The organism is Pandoraea apista, from assembly GCF_001465595.2.
Classification (GTDB): Bacteria; Pseudomonadota; Gammaproteobacteria; order Burkholderiales; family Burkholderiaceae; genus Pandoraea; species Pandoraea apista.
In genome coordinates this window covers 5,199,061-5,216,506 of the sequence record NZ_CP013481.2, presented here as the reverse complement: position 1 = coordinate 5,216,506, position 17,446 = coordinate 5,199,061, and the positions used below count along the sequence as shown (strand labels likewise).

Below are 17,446 nucleotides of genomic sequence, written 5' to 3'. Positions count from 1 at the left end.
AAAAACACCACAAATAGGCGGTTTGCTAGGGATTTGGCGTGTTGTGAGGCGAGGTAAGCTTAAGTAATATCCCTCGTGGGCTCGGCGGCCGATCGTCGCCGGGCGTCATCTCATATCCCGAGGAGCCTATGAAACAGACTCACACCCTGCGTTTGCTTTTGGCTGCGACCTTGCTTGCCGGTGCAACCGTGATCCCGCCCGCGGCAGCAGTCGAGCTCCCGAACAAGACCCTCGTGTATTGCTCCGAGGGCAGTCCCGCCGGCTTCGATCCGGGGCAACTCACCACAGGCACCGATTTCGATCCCGCCGACGCCATCTACAACCGCCTCATCGCCTTCGTACCGGGCGAAACCGGTGTGATGCCGTCGCTTGCGGAGAAGTGGGATATCTCGCCGGACAACAAGATCTACACCTTCCACCTGCGCAAGGGTGTCAAGTTTCATACGACCGAATACTTCACCCCCACGCGTGATTTCAACGCCGAGGATGTGAAGTTCACTTTCGATCGCATGGGCGATCGTGAGATGCCGTTCCGCAAGGCCTATCCGGCCGAGTTTCCGTATTTCGTCGACATGGGGCTTCAGGCGGACATCGACCGCATCGAGGTCGTCGACCCGTACACCGTGCGTTTCGTGCTGAAGAAGGTCGATGCGCCGTTCATCCAGAATCTGGCGATGTCGTTCGCGTCGATCCTGTCGAAGGAATACGCGGACAAGCTGCTCGCGGCGAACAACCCGCGCGATATCGCACTCAAGCCGGTTGGCACGGGGCCGTTCATCTTCCGCAGCTATACGAAGGACGCCACGCTGCGCCTCGACGGCAACAAGGACTACTGGAACGCGAATCTGCCGCCGAAGGTGGGCAAGCTGATCTTCGCGATCACGACCGATGCGAACGTTCGTATCCAGAAGCTCAAGCGCAACGAATGCCAGGTCGCGACCTACCCGCGTCCGGCTGACGTCGACGCGCTCAAGGCCGAAATCTCGGCACAGGGCAAGGCCTCGAAGCTGAAGATGCCGGATCAGGTCGGCTTCAACCTCGGCTACGTGGCGTACAACGTGCAGAAGAAGCCGCTCGATCGTGTGGAAGTGCGTCAGGCACTCGACATGGCGATCAACAAGAAGGCGATTCTTCAGTCCGTCTACGGCTCGGCAGGGCAGTTGTCGAACGGCGCGCCGATGCCGCCGACGCAATGGTCATACGACAAGAACATCAAGTCGGCCAGCTACGATCCCGAGAAGGCCCGCGCGTTGCTCGACAAGGCCGGTGTGAAGAACATCGAGATCACCCTGTGGGCAATGCCGGTGCAACGCCCGTATAACCCGAACGGCAAGCTCATGGCCGAAATGATTCAGGCCGACTGGGCCAAGATCGGCGTGAAGGCCAACATCGTCACTTACGAGTGGGGCGAGTACATCAAGCGCGCCAAGGCGGGCGAACACGATGCGATGCTTATTGGCTGGACCGGCGACAACGGCGATCCGGACAACTGGCTCGGTGTGCTGCTCGGCTGCGACTCGATGAACGGCAACAACTTCTCGAAGTGGTGCTACAAGCCGTTCGACGATCTCATCAAGCAGGCACGTCAGACCACGGACGTCGCCGCGCGTACGAAGCTGTACACGCAAGCGCAGGAGATCTTCTCCCAGCAACTGCCGTTCTCGCCCATCGCACACTCCACGCAGTACAAGCCGATGGCCACGAACGTGAAGGGCTTCAAGCTCAGCCCGTTCAGCCGCAATAGCTTCGCCGGCGTGTCGCTGGATTGATCGAAGCCCGCGACATGGCAGCAGCGTCGGCCGGTGCCGGCCGACGCCGGCCAAAAGCAAGTTTTGGGTATCAAGCAGGCAGACCCGGCCGCCGCGCCCGGATCTGCCTGCCGCACCAAGACAAAAGATCGTCTACGAACTGACTAACGCGGCACAGCGCCATCCGTCCCTGCGCCGGGGCCGGGCGGTGCGCGAAGCCCCCACGGAACCCTCCTATGCTGAGATTCGTCCTGAGACGACTGGGCATGGTGATCCCGACTTTCATCGGCATCACTATCCTGGCGTTCGCGCTCATTCACCTTATTCCCGGCGATCCGATCGAAGTGCTCGTGGGCGAGCGGAACCTCGATCCGGTCATGCACGCGGAGGCGATGAAGCGGCTTGGACTCGACCAGCCGCTCACCACGCAATATTTCGTCTATCTGAAGCACGCAGCGCAGGGGGATCTCGGGCGCTCGATCGTGACCAACGAGGGTGTGCTTCACGAGTTCTTCTCGCGCTTTCCCGCAACGCTGGAACTCGCCCTCTGCGCGATGATCTTCGCGCTCGTGGTCGGATTGCCGGCAGGCGTTGCCGCCTCGCTCAGGCGCGGCAAGATGCTCGATCACACCACGATGGGGGCGGCGCTCACCGGCTACTCCATGCCGATTTTCTGGTGGGGGCTGCTGCTCATCATGCTGTTCTCCGTCGACCTGCAATGGACCCCGGTGTCCGGACGTATCGGCGTGGAGTACGACGTGCCGGTGGTCACCGGCTTCATGCTGATCGACACGCTGCTCTCCGGAGATCAGGGCGCTTTCAGCTCGGCGGTGAGTCATCTGATCCTGCCGACCATCGTGCTCGGCACCGTGCCGCTCGCGGTGATTGCCCGCATGACACGCTCGGCCATGCTCGAAGTCCTTCGCGAGGACTACATTCGCACGGCACGCGCGAAGGGTCTCTCGCCGTGGCGTGTGATCGTGGTGCATGCGCTGCGCAACGCGCTGATTCCCGTCATTACCGTGATCGGTCTGCAAGTCGGCACATTGCTTGCCGGGGCGGTGCTGACCGAGAACGTGTTCTCGTGGCCCGGGATCGGTAAATGGCTGATCGATGCCATTCTGCGACGCGACTATCCGGTGGTGCAGGGCGGCATTCTGCTCATCGCGACGGGCGTGATTCTGGTCAACTTGCTGGTCGACGTGCTCTATGGCGTCGTCAACCCGCGCATTCGGCACTGAAGGAGGTCAACGATGAGTGACACGCCTGCTACGCTGCCGCCTCCCGCGACTGTGACGGCCACGCCTCGCGCGCGTCTGGTTCGGGAGTTTCTGCGCAGCTTTACCGCCAACCGCGGCGCGACGGCCGCGGCCATCGTGCTGTTGTTGATGTTCGCGGCGGCGATTTTCGCGCCGCTGATCGCGCCGCACAGCCCCATCGAGCAATATCGCGATTTCGTGAAGATTCCGCCCGCGTGGTTCGAGGGCGGCAACGCCCGGTTCCTGCTGGGCACGGATGAGGCTGGGCGCGATATTCTTTCGCGTCTGATTTTCGGTGCGCGCCTGTCGTTCTGGATCGGTTTGTCGTCGGTTGTGCTTTCGCTGATTCCGGGCATTCTGCTCGGCTTGCTCGCGGCCTTCTTCCCGCGCTGGCTCGACACGCCGATCATGCGCCTGATGGACATGATGATGGCGCTGCCGTCGCTGCTGCTGGCCGTGGCCGTGGTGGCCGTGATCGGCCCGGGACTTGCCAATACGACCATCGCTATCGCTATCGTGACCTTGCCTGCCTATGTGCGTTTGACACGAGCGGCGGCCATTGGCGAGTTGCAGCGCGAGTATGTCGTGGCCTCGCGCATGGCGGGGGCGGGCACGCTGCGGCTGATGTTCTCGACGGTGCTGCCGAACTGTGCGGCGCCGCTCATCGTGCAGGCGACGCTGAGTTTCTCGGTGGCGATTCTCGACGCAGCCGCCCTCGGCTTTCTCGGTCTGGGCGTGCAACCGCCGCTCGCCGAATGGGGCTCGATGCTCGCGTCGGCACGCGACTATATGGAAAGTGCCTGGTGGATCGTTACGCTGCCGGGCCTTGCGATCGTCATCTCGGTGCTCGCGATCAATCTGGTCGGCGACGGCCTGCGCGATGCACTCGACCCCAAACTGAAGCGAATCGCATGAGTCTGCTCTCCATTCGAAATCTATCGGTCGACTTCGACGGCGCGCGCGCTGTCGACGCCATCGACATGACCGTTGGCCAGGGCGAGATTCTCGGCGTGGTCGGCGAATCCGGCTCCGGCAAGAGTGTGACCATGCTCGCGCTCATGGGGCTCATCGACGCGCCGGGCCGCGTGCGGGCCGACGAAGTGCGCTTCGACGGGCGCGACCTGCTCAATGCCTCGGCGCGCGAGCGGCGAAGTATTGTCGGGCGCGACGTGTCGATGATCTTTCAGGACGCACTCACCAGCCTGAACCCGAGCTACACCGTTGGCTACCAGATCGGCGAAGTGTTGCGGCGTCACATGGGATTGCGCGGCAAGGCGTTGAAGGATCGCGTTGTCGAACTGCTCGAGCAAGTCGAGATTCCCGACGCCGCCAACCGGCTAGGCGCTTACCCGCACCAGCTATCCGGCGGGATGAACCAGCGCGTGATGATCGCAATGGCGATTGCCTGCCGCCCGAAGCTGTTGATTGCCGATGAACCGACGACTGCGCTCGACGTCACGATTCAGGCGCAGATCATGGCCTTGCTGCTGCAACTGCAAAAGGATTACGGCATGGCGCTGGTGCTCATTTCGCACGATCTGGCTGTGGTGGCCGAGGTCGCGCACCGGGTGGCCGTCATGTATGCGGGGCAGGTGATCGAAGTTCAGCAGGTGCCGGCGCTGTTCGACGCGCCGCATCATCCGTACACGGAGGCCTTGCTCTCCGCCATTCCCGAACACAACCGCGGGGTGCGCCGTTTGCACACGTTGCCGGGTGTGGTACCCGGGCGGGACGACCGTCCGGCAGGCTGTCTGCTCTCGCCGCGTTGTCCCTATGCCGACGACCACTGCCGTACGGCGCCGCCCCCGCTCGAGCCCTATACGGGGCCTCAGGCCATCGGCACGCCGCTGGTGCGATGCTTCAAGCCGCTGCCGCATACGGTGGCGGGCGTACAGACGACGGGAGGAGCGCAATGAGTGAAACCGTTTTCGCGACGCCTCCGGGAGCGCCGCAAACGCCTGTGCCGGGTGGCAGCGAGCGCGGCAGCGGTCCGTTGGTGCTGACTGCGCAAGCGCTGACGCGTTTCTACACGGTGAACCGCGGCTTGATGCGCGGGCAGGCCACGGTCAAGGCACTCAACGGGGTGTCGTTCGAGTTGTCGGCCGGCCGCACGCTCGCCGTGGTGGGGGAGTCCGGGTGCGGCAAATCGACGCTGGCCAGAGTGCTGACATTGATCGAACCGCCGACGTCCGGCAGACTCGCCATTGATGCCACCGAGACCACGGGGGCGTCGGCGGGCGATCTGGCGCCGCTGCGCACGCGCATTCAGATGGTGTTCCAGAACCCGTATGCGTCGCTCAACCCACGCAAGACCGTGGGGCAGGCGCTCGACGAGCCGCTGGCGATCAATACGTCGCTCAGCCGCGCGGAGCGCGGCGAGAAGATTGCCGAGATGATGCGCACGGTAGGGTTGCGTCCGGAGCACGTGGCCCGTTATCCGCATATGTTCTCGGGCGGGCAGCGGCAGCGGGTGGCGATTGCCCGGGCGATGATCATGTCGCCTGCTATCGTGGTCGCCGACGAGCCCGTTTCGGCCCTGGATGTCTCAATTCAGGCACAGATCCTGAATCTTTTCATGGATTTGCAGGACCGATACGCGACGAGTTACGTGTTCGTGTCGCATAATCTCGCCGTGGTCGAGCATGTGGCCGACGACGTCATGGTGATGTATCTCGGCCGCGCGGTCGAACACGGTCCCAAGGCCGCCGTGTTCGGCAAGCCGCTACATCCGTACACCAAGGCGCTGATGTCGGCGACACCGGCGATCAAGCCCTCCGAGCGGCGCGTGAAAATTCCGCTGATCGGCGAGCTGCCATCGCCGTTGCGCCCGCCGCCGGGGTGTGCGTTTGCGCCGCGCTGTCCGTATGCCGTCGACCATTGCCGCGAGGAAGTACCACAATTGCGCAAGCTCGAAGGGCGTCTGGTGGCGTGCCATCGGGTTGAAGACATTGAGGGATAACGAGATTGGGTGGACCACCACGCGCGACGCAGGTGCGCCGGGGCGTTGCATTGACCGGCTGGCTGCTTGGCTGTCTGCTGATGACGCTCGCCGTCACGCTGGACGCAGCCTCGACCGTGACGCCGCGTGCCGTCACGCCGCGCACGTTGCCGCTGGTGGTGCCCGAGCCCGGCGAGTCGCCGCCGGGCGCCAATCTCCCGTTCTACGAAGCCCGCAAGGGCGACATGACCATCTACGTGATGGGCACCCTGCACGTCGGCAAGCCCGACGACTATCCGTTCCGCAAAGTTGTGGTCGATGCGCTGCGCGTATCGAAGGTAGTGGCGTTCGAGCTTTCGCCTGACGATCTGACGATGTCGCAGGACGACGTGCAGAAGTACGGCATGTGCACGCGTGCCTGTTTGCCGAAGATGATTCCGGCGCCGTTATGGCGCAAGTTGCGCGACCGTCTGAAAGGCAATCCGGCGATGCTGGCCGAGATCCGTCACATGCGGCCATGGCTGGCGGCGCTGCTCGTCGAAACGCTGGACTCGATGGGGGCCGATCTGCAAACGGAGTACGGCACCGAGAATCAGCTTGAGAACATCTATCGCGGACGTATCGTCGGCCTTGAGTCGCTTGCGGAACAGATGGACGCGTTCACCGGCCTGACCTCGGCGCAGCAGAACGAGCTACTGGCGCAGGAGTTGGTGCTTACCCCCAAGACGGCGACGGCGCAGGTCGAGGAGCTGCACCGTCTGTGGCGCGCGGGAGACGCCGAGCTGGTGTTCGACTGGTCGCAGAGCAAGTCGGCGCAAGTGCGGCGCAACGTAGCGCTCGCCGATGCTATCGACGAGCGCATTCTATATTCGCGCAATCGGCGTTTTCTGGCGCGCATGCTCTTTTTGGCGGACCCGGGCAAGCCGGTGTTCGTTGCCATCGGCACGTTGCACCTTGGTGGGCCGCACGGGGTATTGCAACTGCTGCGCGAGCATGGATTTTCGGTGACGCAGCGATAGCCTGATGCGCGCATCGGAAAGCCGGGACGTTCAATGCGCGCATCACCTCAAGCCAGCATTCCTCGCGCCTCGATAAAGCGGATGATCTCCTGAAGGCCCTTGCCTTCCTTCATGTTCCCCATGACGAAAGGACGCATGCCGCGCATCTTCTGTGTATCCGAGCGCATGATGTCGAGCGACGCCCCGACATAGGGGGCGAGATCGGTCTTGTTGATGACGAGGAGGTCCGACTTGGTAATGCCCGGCCCCCCCTTGCGAGGGATTTTCTCACCGCCAGCCACATCGATCACGTAGATGGTGAGATCGGAGAGCTCGGGGCTGAATGTGGCGGCAAGATTGTCACCGCCCGATTCGATGAAGACCACATCGGCGTCCGGAAACCGTTCGAGCATGCGCTCGACGGCTTCCAGATTGATCGACGCATCTTCACGAATGGCCGTATGCGGGCAGCCACCCGTCTCGACACCCAGAATACGCTCGGGCTCCAGGGCGCCCGCGACTGTCAGCAGGCGCTGGTCTTCCTTGGTGTAGATGTCGTTGGTGATCACCACGAGATCGTAGCGCTCGCGCATGGCTTTGCAGAGCATTTCGGTCAGGGTGGTTTTGCCGGAGCCGACCGGGCCTCCGATGCCGACACGCAGCGGCGGATTCTTCTTGGTACGACGGGCGTTGGCAGAAGTCGTCATGGCGAATGTCGTGGGTGGCGGAAAAAACGAAATCGCTGAGTAGCGAGGTGACAAAACAAGAAGACGCGACGCATCGCATTTCACGAACGGAACAGCCGTGAATACTGTGTCTCGTGGCGCGACGCGAGTATCGCGAGCATCGGGGAAAACGTATTGATCTGGTCGTCGGGCAACGACGCCGCCCGATGGGCCGCGTCGACGACGCGGGGACGTAGCGAGACGATCACACGTTGCGCGGCCAGTTGGCCGAGTGGAACCGCTTTGAGCGCACCGGCGACCTGGTTCTCGAGCCAACTGAACGCGTAAGCCACGAGCATGTCGGCCAGCGGTGCGCCATGCGTGAGTGCCGCGAACGCGAATGCCGTCGGCAGCGCAATCGGACGTAACGCAGCCAGGTGCGCTCGCTGTGCCGGCTCGCCCCATTCGAGCGAGAGCGCGAGTTGCGTGAGCGACCAGCCCATCTGTTCAGTTTCCGCGCGCAACTCAGCCGCCTCGCGTGTGGCAAGCAGCCAATCGTTCACGCGGGTGAGCGCGGCGACGTCGCCCGCTTGCCAGTAACGCCACTGCCGGGCAAGTAGCGCCATCTCGCCGGTCGTGAAGACCCCGTCGAGCTGGCTGGCGATCCAGCGCTCGGCGCTTGGGGCGTCGTGAATGATGCCGTGCTCGACGGCGGCCTCAAGGCCCTGCGAATAGCTGAACGCACCGATGGGCAGCGCCGGCGAGGCGAGATGAAGCAGCGCTGCGAGCGATTGCAGCGACGCAGCGGCAACGGGTTCAGTGAGAGGACTGGCCAGACTTGCCGTCATCGGTCGGACTCACAGGGATGGGCGCGGCGCCGGCAGCGGTGCCGTCCGGGGCGCGGGAATGGTCATGCCCGCAGTCGGGGCCGTGCATATGAAGATGGCCGTGATGATCCTCGTGAACGTGCGAGTGAGCGCAATCGGGCCCATGCACGTGACTCGGGGCGTGATCGTGATTGCACCCCGGGCCGTGAACGTGACCGGGGGCATGGTCATGGTCATCGTCATGTGAATGCAAATGCCCGTGACCATGGCTGTCATCGTGCGAGTGCCCATGATGCTCGTGGAACACTTGCTGAGCGAGGGCAAAGTCCTCGGCGAACGTCGCATCGTGACCATGCTTGTGTCCGCCGCCATAAGCCCCCGCTTCGGGTTCAAAGGGCATGAGCGCCTCGGCAACGTCGACATCAAGCCGTAGCAGCATGTCGCGCAGCACCGGATCGTATTCGAGCTTGAGATAACCGTCGCCGACTTCCACCGGCGTATGCCGGTTGCCGAGGTGATATGCCGCACGCGTGAGCGCAAGTGCCGTGGCGGCGCTCACGAGCAGCACCGTCTCGGCGGCGGCTTCCACGCGAATGAGGCCGCCGTCGTTGGCCACGAGTACATCGCCGCCACGCAGCACCGTGCCTCGTGGCAGGAACAGGGCAACCTCTTCTCCGGTCGTCAGCGTGGCGCGCAGGCGGCTTTTGCTGCGCGCGTCGAACGGCAGCACGAGTGCCGGAGCGCGCTGTGCCAGCGGTGCGGCAATGCGTCCGGCTTCGAGGCGTTTCTCAACGCGGCGCAGCGTCGACGATAAGGCGTAGTCGGAGGTTGAGGGGGATTCGGAATCTTGCGACATGGGGTCAGAAAAGGAAGTAACGTTGCGCCATCGGCAGCACGGTCGCAGGTTCGCACGTCAGCAACTGACCGTCCGCGATGACCTGATAGGTCTCGGGGTCGACGCTGATATGCGGCAACCAGTCGTTGTTGATCATGTTGGCCTTGGTCACCTGCCGGATATCGCGCACCGGCACGACGCGCTTGGACAGCCCATAACGGCCGGCCACGTCGCCATCGTACGCCGCTTGCGACACGAACGTGAGAGACGTGCGCGCCATTGCCCCGGCGCGTGCTCCGAACATCTCCCGATAGTGCACCGGCTGAGGCGTCGGGATTGACGCATTCGGGTCGCCCATGAGCGCCGTCGTAATCATGCCGCCCTTGAGAATCAGGGTGGGTTTCACGCCGAAGAAGGCCGGTTCCCACAGTACCAGATCGGCCCACTTGCCCACTTCGATCGAGCCGATTTCATGAGCCATGCCATGGGTGATCGCCGGGTTGATCGTGTACTTGGCCACGTAGCGTTTTACGCGGAAGTTATCGGCCTGCGCCGTGTCGGTACCCAGCGCACCGCGCTGCACCTTCATCTTGTGCGCGGTCTGCCACGTGCGCATGACGACTTCACCCACGCGTCCCATCGCCTGTGAATCCGAGGAGATCATCGACAGCGCGCCGAGGTCGTGCAGGATGTCTTCGGCCGCAATCGTCTCGCGCCGGATGCGCGATTCGGCAAAGGCAATGTCCTCGGCGATGGCCGGATCGAGGTGGTGGCAGACCATCAGCATGTCGAGATGCTCGTCGAGCGTGTTGATGGTGTACGGGCGCGTCGGGTTGGTGGACGACGGCAGCACGTTCGGCTCACCGCACACTTTCAGGATGTCGGGCGCATGACCGCCGCCGGCGCCTTCGGTGTGATACGTGTGGATCGTGCGCCCGTTGATGGCCGCGACAGTTGCTTCGACGAAGCCGCCTTCGTTGAGCGTGTCGGTGTGAATCGCGACCTGGGTGTCGGTCGCATCGGCGACGGACAGGCACGCGTCGATGGCGGCCGGCGTGGAGCCCCAGTCCTCGTGCAACTTCAGACCGATGGCGCCCGCTTCGATCTGTTCGAGCAGCGGCGCGGGTTGGCTGACGTTGCCCTTGCCAAGAAAACCGAGATTGATCGGCCAGCCGTCGGCGGCTTGCAGCATGCGCTCCAGGTGCCACGGCCCGGGGGTGCAAGTGGTGGCGTTCGTACCGGTTGCGGGACCGGTGCCGCCACCGAGCAACGTGGTCACGCCGGACGAGAGCGCCTCTTCGATCTGCTGCGGGCAGATGAAGTGGATATGCGAGTCGATGCCACCGGCCGTAACGATCATCCCCTCGCCCGCGATCACTTCCGTCGCCCCACCCAGCGGAATGGTGACGCCGGGCTGGATATCCGGGTTGCCGGCCTTGCCGATGCCCCAGATGCGGCCGTCCTTGAGTCCGATGTCGGCTTTGACGATGCCCCAGTGATCGACGATGACGGCGTTGGTGATGACGGTGTCGACCACATCGGCGCGCGTGCGTTGCGATTGGCCCATGCCGTCGCGAATGACTTTGCCGCCGCCAAACTTCACTTCTTCGCCGTAGATTGTGTAATCGCGCTCGATCTCGATGATGAGTTCGGTATCGGCTAGCCGCAGGCGATCGCCCGTCGTCGGGCCGAACATTTCCGCATAAGCGCGGCGTGAAATTTTCATAGCGCCCCCATGACACGACCGGCGAAACCGAAGACGCGGCGATCACCTGCCAACGCGACCAGCTCGACTGTCCGTTGCTGCCCCGGCTCGAAGCGGACTGCCGTGCCGGCCGCAATGTTCAGACGAAAGCCGCGCGCCGCCTCGCGGTCGAATTGCAAGGCGTCGTTGACTTCATAGAAGTGGAAGTGCGAACCGATCTGGATCGGACGGTCGCCGGTGTTGGCGACGGTCACACTGACGGTCGGACGACCCTCGTTCAGCGTGATCTCACCTGCGGCGGGCAGCAGTTCTCCGGGAATCATGCGCGTCTCCGAAAAGGCGTGACGGGGACTCAGGCCGCCGCAGCGAGCAGCGACACGCCGTACGCCAGCACACCGGCGCCCAGCAAACGCGGGACCCACACGCTGCGATGGCGCAACGCAACGCCCGCCGCAATGCCAATGCCGTGCAGCATGCCGGTCGCGACCAGGAAGCCCGCCATGTAGTGCAATGCGCTCGCTTCGTCCGGCAATTCCGCGCCGTGAGCGAAGCCGTGGAAGACCGCGAAGGCGCCTACGATGGCAGCACCTGCCCAGCCCGGCAACTTCGCGCGCGTGGCGAGCATCAGGCCGAGCACGAGGAGCGAGACGGCAATCATCGGCTCCACGCCCGGTAGCGAAAACCAGTGCGACATGCCGAGCAGGCCACCCGCCGCAAGCATGGCGACGAAAGCCACCGGGGCAAGCCAGACGCGTCTGGACGTGAGCGAACTCCACAGCCCGACGACGATCATGGCGCAAAGGTGATCGGCGCCGGTCAGCGGATGCAGGAAGCCAGCGGCGAAGCTGCTGGCGGCGTCGTGACCCGGATGGCCGGGGTGCGCGAGCGCAACGCCGGAAGCCGCGAGCAGCGCCAGGCCGGTCGCGGCCCGAACCACGCGCCGACGCGTGCGGCCGGTGGCATGAGCGCAAGGGCGGGCGTGGGCGGAAGCCGTTAGCGAAGTGGCGGACACTTCGCCGGCATCATGAGTATCGAGGAGGCGGTCCACTGACATGAGACGTCCTTTGGGTGTTGTTGTCGACGACGAAAAACGGAGATGAATCGAAACCGGATCGCAGACGATCGGGGGCAACCGGGAGTGCCCGCGATCGCTTGCGTCTCAGGGAATCGGGTGATGCACGGTGACGAGCTTGGTGCCGTCCGGAAAGGTGGCTTCCACCTGAATGTCGGGAATCATTTCCGGCACGCCGTCCATGACGTCGTCGCGCGTGAGCAGCGTGGTGCCGTAGTGCATCAGGTCGGCCACGGTGCGTCCATCGCGCGCGGCTTCCATGAGGGCGGCGCTGATGAAGGCCACGGCCTCCGGATAGTTGAGCTTCAGGCCGCGGGCACGCCGGCGTTCGGCGAGCAGTGCGGCGGTGAAAATGAGCAACTTGTCTTTTTCGCGCGGAGTGAGCTTCATCGTGACGAAGAAATTTCAATGCGAGGGGTTCATGGGGATAACGCCGCTGCCGCACATCATAGGCGCGTGCTCACGTGCGCGCCACTGGGTTTTGCGGTCGGCCCCGCGCGCACCGGCATTGTGCGGCGCAACGTCACGAAGGACGTCGTTGGCCGGCGTTTTCATTGGCAGATGAACCGCTGCAATTCCGGCGTGGCCGGCTGTGTAAAGAGCTGTTCGGGCTCGCCCGATTCCCAGATCTTGCCCTGATGCATAAACACTACGCGATCCGATACATGACGCGCGAAGCGCATCTCGTGCGTGACGAGTATCAGTGTCATCCCTTCGGCAGCAAGGTCTTCCAGCACTTTGAGCACTTCGGCGACCAGTTCGGGGTCGAGCGCCGAGGTGATCTCGTCGCACAGCAACACGGCGGGGTTCATGGCGAGTGAGCGTGCGATCGCCACTCGCTGCTGTTGCCCCCCGGAGAGCTGCGACGGGTAGCTATCGAACTTGTCGGCCAGCCCCACTTTGGCCAGCATGGCGCGAGCGATTTCGCGCGCGTCGGCGCTAGAAGTCTTCTTCACCACCTTTTGCGCGAGCATCACGTTCTCACCGGCCGACAGATGCGGAAACAGGTTGTATTGCTGGAACACCATGCCGACTTTCAGACGCAGCGCGCGCAGGTCGGTGTCGCGTGCGCCGACGTGAACACCGTCCACGGCGACGCTGCCCGCGTCGAACCGTTCAAGGCCGTTGAGCGTGCGCAGCAACGTGCTTTTGCCCGAGCCGCTCTTGCCGATGATCGAGACGACCTGACCGCGCTCGACATCCATGTCGATGCCCTTGAGCACCGGGTTCTCGCCGAAGCGTTTTTGCATGCCCCTGACTTCAATGAGCGACATGGAGTTTCCTTTCAAGATGACGCGCCCACAGCGACAGCGGATAGCAGGCGGCGAAGTAGAGCAGTGCAACGAGCCCGTACACGGTGAACGGCTGGAACGTCGCGTTGGTGAGCATGGTGCCGGTCTTGGTCAACTCGTCGAAGCCGATGATCGACGCGAGCGCCGTGCTTTTGACCACCTGCACTGAAAAGCCGACCGTCGGCGCAATGGCGATACGCAGCGCTTGCGGCAGGATCACGTGACGCAGTTGCTCGCCATAACGCATGGCGAGACTCGATGACGCTTCCCATTGACCATGCGGAATGGCGTCGACACAGCCGCGCCAGATTTCCGTCAGATAGGCGCTCGTGTAAAGCGTGAGGCAAACCGCGGCGGCCACCCACGGCGAGACATCCAGGCCGAGCAGCGGCAGACCGAAGAAGACCAGGAACAACTGCATGAGCAGCGGCGTGCCCTGGAAGACTTCGATGTACAGCGCCACAGCGTTAGCCGCCCACTGCACGCGGCCCACGCGCACCACGAGCAGCAGCAGCGCCACCAACCCGCCAAACACGAAAGCGATGGCCGAAAGTGCGAGCGTCCAGCGCCCGGCCAGCAATAGCCCGTACAACATGTCCCACGCCGAGAATTCGGTCATCGCGCACCTCCGCGGAGCTTGACCGTGCCGCGAAAGAGCCGGCGCGCACAACGCATCAGCACGCGACGCAGCGCAATCGCCAGCACGAGATACAGCGCGGTGACGATCAGATAGCTCTCAAACGCCCGGAAGGTACGCGACTGCACGAAGTTCGCGGCATACGACAGATCGGGCACAGAGATTTGCGACACGACCGCCGAGCCGAGCATCACAATCACGATCTGGCTGGCGAGCGCGGGGAATACCTTGGCGAACGCCTGCGGCAGGATCACATGACGCAGGATCTGGCCACGCGTCATGGCGAGCGACAACCCGGCTTCGGACAGGCCGGTCGGCACGGCGCGCATGCCGGCACGAATGATCTCGGTGGCATACGCGCCGAGGTTTACGCTCATGGCGAGAACGGCGGCGGTCGTCTCGTCGATATGAATGCCGAGGCTCGGTAGCCCGAAGAAGATGAAGAAGAGCTGCACGATGAACGGCGTGTTGCGGATCAGTTCGACGTACAGACCCGCAATGGCCTTGAGCCAAATGGGCCCTTCTTCGCGGGCAATGGCGCACAGCGCACCGATGACTACGCCCACAACCGTGGACACGGCCGTGAGGGCAATCGTCAGTGCGGCGCCGCGCACAAAGAGCATCAGGTATTGCCGCAGATCGGCAAAGTCGAGGACGTAATGCATGTGATGCCGGTGGTGAGTCGCGAGGTCGATCGGGCCGGAGCCCGGGCGCAGATCAGAGATCGGCCGGCAACGGCATGCCGAGCCACTTCTGCGAGATCTTGCCGAGCGAGCCGTCCTTCTTCGACGCCGTGAGGATCTCGTTGACCTTGGCGAGCAGGCGCGGTTCGTTCTTGTTCAGGCCGACGAAGCAAGGCGAGTTCTTGATGAGGAACTTCGGCTCCGGCAGCTTGGGCGGATGCTTGGCGAGAATTGCGGCGGCCACGACGTTGCCCGTGGCGACCAGTTGCACCTGACCCGAGAGGAAGGCCGAGATGGTGCCGTTGTTGTCTTCGAAGCGCTTGATCGTCACGTCGGCGGGCGCGATCTTCGAGAGTTCGAGGTCTTCCACGGCACCGCGCGTCACGCCGATGGTCTTGCCCGAGAGGTCGGCCGGCTTGGAGACAGCGAGGTCCTTCGGACCGAACACGCCGTTGTAGAACGGTGCATAGGCTTCCGAGAAGTCGATCACTTTCTCGCGCTCGGCATTCTTGCCGAGGCTGGAGATCACGAGGTCGGCCTTGTTCGTCGTGAGATAGGGCACGCGGTTGGCGCTGGTCACCGGCACCAGTTCCAGCTTCACGCCCATGCCCTTGGCGAGCAGGGCGGCGGTGTCGATGTCATAGCCGGCCGGCTTCATGTCCGGACCGATGGAGCCGAACGGCGGGAAGTCCTGAGGCACGGCCACACGCAGGGTGCCGCGCTTGACGATGTCGTCGAGCCCGTCGGCGTGGGCGGCGCGCGGCATCGCCACAGCGAGCGCGGCGATCGCACTGGCGGCGACCATCAGCGTGGTGAAGGCCCGGCGGGCACGGGCGCGCGCGCCGAGCGTGGCGGCAACGGCTTCATGAGAGACGGCGGTACGAGTGAACGGCAGCATGACGGCAACCTCGGGTATCGGGGGCGAAGGATTCCGGCAACAGGAGTGTGCCGGCGGCCGGATCATCTGGTCTGACCGGTCGATACAGTGAGGTAGCAGGAATCGTGCCCGAGGGGGTGGCGGCAAGAAAACGATCGCGCGGCGCGGCTGCTGCGCGATGTCTCAGGAATTCAGGCCGGCTCGGCGTTGGGGCGAGAGCCTCTTGTTGGTGCAATTCATAGGCAGGCACCAGAACGTTCCCATTTTTGGTGCATTTGCCGATGTCGCGCGCTCGCCGATCGGCGTTTGTCAGATCGGTCGGCGGCGCGTTCAGGCGTTGGGGGTGGAGGGGCGCGAGTTGTCCTGCACACACCAGATACCGCGTTCACTACGCTGGACGGTGACGAACGAGGCCCGGCCGTAGGGGGTCAAAACGCATCGAAGATTGTCGGTGCCTTCCAGCGCGACCCGGAACGTGAATCCTCCGGCGCGGACGAACCCGTTGCCGCGCTCGTCGATGCGAATCCCATCCGCGTTGGGTTGCGGCAATCCTTCGGGTTCGCGTACGGCAAGGCGCTCGAACGGCGGGACCCCTTTCGTCGTATCCCAACTGTGATCGGAGCCTGAGCGGAACGCGCATGCGCTGACGTCATGTTTTGCGAAAGGAACGTGACGTTCGATTCCCGCCGGAAGCGCGTCCGACGATTTCGTGGGGTTCGCATGCAGTTGGTAGAGCAGTGCCGATCTCGGATCGTGCTCGACCAAGACTTCGGTAAAAACCCCGGGGCCGCACATGCGGTTTATCTCGTAGTACGGTATCGCGTCTTCAAGCCGGAATTGCGGCTTGTAGCCGCCGTTTTCCATTCGCACATAGCGCTGGTAATTGGCGCCGCAGCGATCGATGACTTCGCGCAATAGCTCGCAGCCTGCGCGCGCTGCGAATGGGCAATTCGGGAAAAACAGGCCATCGCCGTGGATATGTTCCAGGGCATACGGCGTCTGATGAAGGACTTCGTCGGGGGCCGCATTCAAGCGTTGGAAGTCTATCGGTGTCAGCAGTTCGTCATCGGCATCGAAATACGCGCCGCCGGTGCGATATACCGCCTCGTAGCGCAGGGTGTCCGACGCCATGGCAAATTTCCCGGCTGCCATGCAGCGCTCGTAGAAGGCATAGGCGTCGCCGTGCGCGTTTGAAAAGGCCTCGCCGAAGGCACTGTCTCTCACGCGGACCAGTTTGACGTTCGGACATTGGCGTAACGCGCATCCGGCATCGAAACCGCTGCGCACAGCGAGGGCTTCGAGCGAGATGTCTCGCGTTTCGCTGTCGAGGTAGAGATGAACGGTTGCGTGCGGATTCAACCGGGCCGCATGCAGCAGATTGTTGTAATTGGCGCCGCTGATGCCGTTGCCGCCGATCCAGATGTAACTAATGATGCTCGGCACCGGTTCGCGCTTCGCTTCGTCGAGCCGGAAGATTTTTGCGACAGAGGCGACAGGCGGCGGGCCAAGGTCGGGGGCAAGTCCCCAGTCGACGATGTCGTCGCCAAAGACCTCGGGGACATCGTCGTCCAGTGACGGCATGTCGATCGTGGCCATTCCGGCGATTCCTACGATGCCCCCGCGAGGCCCCGGGGGCGCGTGCATTCGGAAGGGGCTTGGCAAGCTGCCGGTCGTCATCATGCCGATCTCGCTCTGATGACGGGATATCTGACTGGCCGCGCCGAAGTCCTGCGCAAAGGCATCCGGTCGGCCTCCCAAAGCGTCTGCGTGGGTCGCAAGCGGCGAGAAGGCCGGATAGGCGGCGACACCGCTGGCCGACGACGTGCTACTGCTCGATTTCACGAGGCACTCCTCTTCTTGGAACGATACGATGCGCGCGCCGGGTACTGGCGCGCGTGTGTCGAATTCTT

At 63.6% G+C, this 17,446-nt stretch carries 17 protein-coding genes and 1 pseudogene; 6 read left to right on the top strand and 12 right to left on the bottom strand.

The genetic code is table 11. The features are described 5' to 3' along the window. Nucleotides 1–128 precede the first annotated feature (128 nt). The 6 genes from AT395_RS23620 (at nt 129) to AT395_RS23595 (ending at nt 6,964) form a co-directional block, all read left to right on the top strand. Entirely contained in the window at nt 129–1,769 is a 1,641-nt protein-coding gene (locus AT395_RS23620) for an ABC transporter substrate-binding protein (protein WP_042113980.1), read from the top strand. A gap of 215 nt (nt 1,770–1,984) precedes the next feature. Continuing rightward, nucleotides 1,985–2,989, top strand: coding sequence for an ABC transporter permease subunit (locus AT395_RS23615; RefSeq protein WP_042113981.1), 1,005 nt, complete (start codon nt 1,985–1,987; stop codon nt 2,987–2,989). Nucleotides 2,990–3,001: 12 nt separating this feature from the next. Then, nucleotides 3,002–3,922 (top strand): ABC transporter permease subunit, encoded by a 921-nt coding sequence (locus AT395_RS23610; RefSeq protein WP_042113982.1) that lies wholly within the window; start codon nt 3,002–3,004, stop codon nt 3,920–3,922. Next, nucleotides 3,919–4,923, top strand: a complete 1,005-nt coding sequence (locus AT395_RS23605; RefSeq protein ID WP_048628518.1) for an ABC transporter ATP-binding protein — start codon at nt 3,919–3,921, stop codon at nt 4,921–4,923. Before AT395_RS23610 ends, AT395_RS23605 begins: the two co-directional genes overlap by 4 nt. Further along, entirely contained in the window at nt 4,920–5,966 is a 1,047-nt protein-coding gene (locus AT395_RS23600) for a peptide ABC transporter ATP-binding protein (protein ID WP_042113985.1), read from the top strand. The genes AT395_RS23605 and AT395_RS23600 overlap by 4 nt, the downstream gene beginning before the upstream one ends. Nucleotides 5,967–5,971: 5 nt before the next feature. Further along, nucleotides 5,972–6,964 (top strand): TraB/GumN family protein, encoded by a 993-nt coding sequence (locus AT395_RS23595; protein WP_376738393.1) that lies wholly within the window; start codon nt 5,972–5,974, stop codon nt 6,962–6,964. A gap of 47 nt (nt 6,965–7,011) precedes the next feature. On the opposite strand, the gene ureG is transcribed toward AT395_RS23595, so the two are convergent. The 12 genes and pseudogenes from ureG to AT395_RS23535 all read right to left on the bottom strand — a co-directional run bounded on the left by ureG (nt 7,012) and on the right by AT395_RS23535 (nt 17,132). Further along, nucleotides 7,012–7,650: an urease accessory protein UreG gene (gene ureG, locus AT395_RS23590; protein ID WP_042113987.1), complete on the bottom strand. Its 639-nt coding sequence runs from the start codon at nt 7,648–7,650 to the stop codon at nt 7,012–7,014. An 80-nt stretch (nt 7,651–7,730) separates the two neighbouring features. Next, nucleotides 7,731–8,456, bottom strand: a complete 726-nt coding sequence (locus tag AT395_RS23585; protein ID WP_042113988.1) for an urease accessory protein UreF — start codon at nt 8,454–8,456, stop codon at nt 7,731–7,733. A gap of 148 nt (nt 8,457–8,604) precedes the next feature. Further along, nucleotides 8,605–9,237, bottom strand: a pseudogene (ureE, locus tag AT395_RS23580) (urease accessory protein UreE); the annotation flags it as partial. A gap of 58 nt (nt 9,238–9,295) precedes the next feature. Continuing rightward, entirely contained in the window at nt 9,296–10,996 is a 1,701-nt protein-coding gene (gene ureC, locus AT395_RS23575; protein ID WP_042113991.1) for an urease subunit alpha, read from the bottom strand. Continuing rightward, nucleotides 10,993–11,298 (bottom strand): urease subunit beta, encoded by a 306-nt coding sequence (locus tag AT395_RS23570; protein WP_042113993.1) that lies wholly within the window; start codon nt 11,296–11,298, stop codon nt 10,993–10,995. Before AT395_RS23570 ends, ureC begins: the two co-directional genes overlap by 4 nt. Nucleotides 11,299–11,327: 29 nt before the next feature. Next, nucleotides 11,328–11,912, bottom strand: a complete 585-nt coding sequence (locus AT395_RS23565; RefSeq protein WP_048628521.1) for a HupE/UreJ family protein — start codon at nt 11,910–11,912, stop codon at nt 11,328–11,330. Nucleotides 11,913–12,134: 222 nt separating this feature from the next. After that, nucleotides 12,135–12,437 carry an urease subunit gamma gene (locus AT395_RS23560; RefSeq protein ID WP_023598019.1) on the bottom strand — a complete coding sequence of 101 codons (303 nt, stop codon included), beginning with the start codon at nt 12,435–12,437 and terminating at the stop codon, nt 12,135–12,137. Nucleotides 12,438–12,598: 161 nt separating this feature from the next. After that, nucleotides 12,599–13,321, bottom strand: coding sequence for an amino acid ABC transporter ATP-binding protein (locus AT395_RS23555; protein WP_042113996.1), 723 nt, complete (start codon nt 13,319–13,321; stop codon nt 12,599–12,601). Then, nucleotides 13,308–13,958, bottom strand: coding sequence for an amino acid ABC transporter permease (locus AT395_RS23550; RefSeq protein WP_048628522.1), 651 nt, complete (start codon nt 13,956–13,958; stop codon nt 13,308–13,310). Before AT395_RS23550 ends, AT395_RS23555 begins: the two co-directional genes overlap by 14 nt. Further along, nucleotides 13,955–14,641: an amino acid ABC transporter permease gene (locus AT395_RS23545; RefSeq protein WP_042113998.1), complete on the bottom strand. Its 687-nt coding sequence runs from the start codon at nt 14,639–14,641 to the stop codon at nt 13,955–13,957. The genes AT395_RS23550 and AT395_RS23545 overlap by 4 nt, the downstream gene beginning before the upstream one ends. A 52-nt stretch (nt 14,642–14,693) precedes the next feature. Then, the gene (locus AT395_RS23540) at nt 14,694–15,464 is read right to left on the bottom strand and encodes a transporter substrate-binding domain-containing protein (protein ID WP_042114001.1); all 771 of its coding nucleotides are present in this window, start codon (nt 15,462–15,464) and stop codon (nt 14,694–14,696) included. A gap of 402 nt (nt 15,465–15,866) precedes the next feature. Next, a complete protein-coding gene (locus tag AT395_RS23535) occupies nt 15,867–17,132 on the bottom strand; it encodes a glycosyltransferase (RefSeq protein ID WP_048628523.1) in 1,266 nt (421 codons plus the stop codon). Nucleotides 17,133–17,446 lie beyond the last annotated feature (314 nt).